Origin of the sequence: Cellulomonas biazotea (assembly GCF_004306155.1) — a bacterium.
In the GTDB taxonomy this organism is placed as follows: Bacteria; Actinomycetota; Actinomycetes; order Actinomycetales; family Cellulomonadaceae; genus Cellulomonas; species Cellulomonas biazotea.
The window spans coordinates 1-1,835 of sequence record NZ_BIMR01000487.1; the positions used below are offsets into that span (position 1 = coordinate 1).

Below are 1,835 nucleotides of genomic sequence, written 5' to 3' on the forward strand. Positions count from 1 at the left end.
CCGTCGCACCGGCGCGCCCGGCGACGCGGTCTCGGCGGCGCGACGCAGCGGCCCGCTCGCGTCCGCCGCGCTGGTCGTCGCCGCGCTCGTCGTCGTCGCGGGCTGCGCGCCGGTCACCGACCCGCCCGTCGTCGCGCCGGTCGTCGTCGCGCTGCCCGTGGCCGTCGAGAAGGTCGCCGCCCCGCCGCCACCCGCCCCCGTCGACCTCACGACGCTGCCCGTCGTCGACGTCCTGCACGTCGTGCCCGGGCTGCCCGGCACGGACGGGCTGAGCCCGCTCGAGAACTCCGACACGGCCCTGGGGCGGTGGCGCACCGTGACCGTCACCGAGCCGGCCGCCGCGTACGCGACCGTCGGCGGGCCCGCTGTCGGGGTCGTGCCGACGACCGTGCTCGGCGCCCCGCACGTCCTGCCCGTCGTCGACGAGGCGTCCGGGTGGGTGCGCGTCCTGGTCGCGACCCGCGGCGCGCTGCCCAGCGAGGACCGCGCGCAGGTCAACGGCCGCACCGCGTGGATCCGCACGTCGGCGACGCAGCCGTCCGGCACCGACTGGTCGGTCGTCGTCGACGTCGCCGCGCAGACCCTCACCGTCGACGACGGCACGTCCGTCCGCACGTTCCCCGTGCTCGCGACCGGCGCCCCCGACACCCCCACCCCGCACGGCCTCGCGTTCCTGCTCGGCCTGCGGTGGGAGGAGCCCGGCACGACGACGCCCCGCGTCCTGCCCCTGTCCACGCAGAGCGAGACGATCGACCACTACGACGTGCCCACCGGGACCGCGGTCACCGCGATCCACACGACGACCCTGCGCGGGCGCGGGCCCGTGTCGAACGGGTGCGTGCGGGTGACCGACGACGTCGTCGACGTGCTGTGGCAGGCGCCCGCGGGGACGGTCGTGACGACGGTCGGCTGAGCCGGGCCGACCCGTGGCACGGCCCGCGAGCGCGGGTGCCCTACGACGGTCAGCTGACCCCGGCCCACCCGTGGCACGGCCCGCGAACGCGGGTGGGCCGCGGACGCGAGCGGCGCCGGCGGGGAGCTGTGCACCGGCCTGACCTGCTCGCCGCGCGGGCGCGCGCGCCCGCCCCTACCCTCGGCGGATGCACGCCACGACCGTCCGCCGCCGGGCGCTGGTGCGCGCCGCGGTCCTGGGCGCCGCCGTCGCGCTCCCGGTCGTCGTGCTGGCCGTCCTCGTGCGCGGCGAGGTCACCGCGGTGCTCCGGTTCGACGAGGACACCATCCGCGCCGCGACCGACGTCACGCGTGAGTCGCCCGCGTTCCGCTCGGTGCTCGTCGGCTGGCAGACCGCGTTCCAGGCCGTCTGGGTCAACCTCGCCGGGACGCTCGTGTGCGTCTGGGTGTGGCGGCGGCACCAGCTCGGCGCCCGCGCCCTGTGGGCGTTCGCGACGATCATGGCCGGCTGGGTCATCCAGCTCGGCGTCAAGGGGCTCGTGCAGCGCACCCGGCCCGTCGTCGAGGACGCCGTCGCGCACGCCCCCGGGTCGAGCTTCCCGTCCGGTCACGCGACGAACACCGCCGTCGTCGGCGTCACCCTGACGCTCCTCGTGTGGCCGCTGCTGGGGCGCGTGGGCCGTGTCGTCGTCCCGGCGCTCGCCGCCGCCGCCGTGCTCGCCACCGCCGCGGACCGCGTCCTGCTCGGCGTGCACTACCCGTCCGACGTCGTCGCGGGCATCCTGCTCGGCTGCGCGATCGCCGGCGCGTCCTACGTCGGCTACCGAGGCTGGGGCGCCCCGACTCCCCCACCCGCCGACGTCCCCGACGTCCCCCACGGCGGCGACCCCGTCGACGCCCCGACCCGACCCACCACCCAGGAG

At 77.8% G+C, this 1,835-nt stretch carries 2 protein-coding genes; both read left to right on the forward strand.

Annotated elements, in window-relative coordinates:
- The first annotated feature begins 70 nt into the window (after positions 1-70).
- Complete coding sequence (locus CBZ_RS20370; protein ID WP_130783233.1) at positions 71-913, forward strand: L,D-transpeptidase family protein; 843 nt, start codon at positions 71-73, stop codon at positions 911-913.
- Between the two features lie 187 nt (positions 914-1,100).
- A partial coding sequence (locus tag CBZ_RS20375; RefSeq protein ID WP_130783232.1) for a phosphatase PAP2 family protein occupies positions 1,101-1,835 on the forward strand: 735 nt, incomplete at its 3' end.